Source organism: Undibacterium sp. RuTC16W (assembly GCF_049339445.1).
Taxonomy (GTDB): Bacteria; Pseudomonadota; Gammaproteobacteria; order Burkholderiales; family Burkholderiaceae_D; genus Undibacterium.
Genome location: NZ_JBMPPE010000057.1, coordinates 1 through 379, shown reverse-complemented (window position 1 = coordinate 379; position 379 = coordinate 1). Strand labels below are relative to the sequence as shown.

The following is a 379-nucleotide window of genomic DNA, read 5'->3' as shown; positions in this document are numbered from 1 at the left end:
GGGGGTGAACTAGATTCGACGTAAGAGGCTGAGGCTGTGTGGCAGGCAGTGGCGCTCACCCACTCTAAAATGAGCAAACCATTGAGTGCCAAAGACACTCGCCCTGCTCTGGCTTACGCCGCCTAAGACGGCTTAGTCAGGGTGCTGGGTCATAGTAACCCAGCCGTCCGTCCCATCCGTCGCTGTTCGGATGGCATGACGGGCGTCACCAATAACAGCGTGCGACACCCGCAACGCCGATAAGCGGGGTCAAAGAAAGGATCGGCTAGGGAAACACGTACCGCGTTGACCGGGGCTGTGTTTCCCGAAAATGAACGGTCAACTAAGCCTGTAGAAGCACTTCTTCGAATCTTGCGGACCAGAGTGCAAATCTCTGCAC

General features: G+C 56.5%; 1 other RNA gene. It reads left to right on the top strand.

Annotation, left to right across the window (positions count from 1 at the left end):
- Positions 1 to 379: a transfer-messenger RNA gene (gene ssrA, locus ACO0K4_RS19510) on the top strand; the annotation flags it as partial.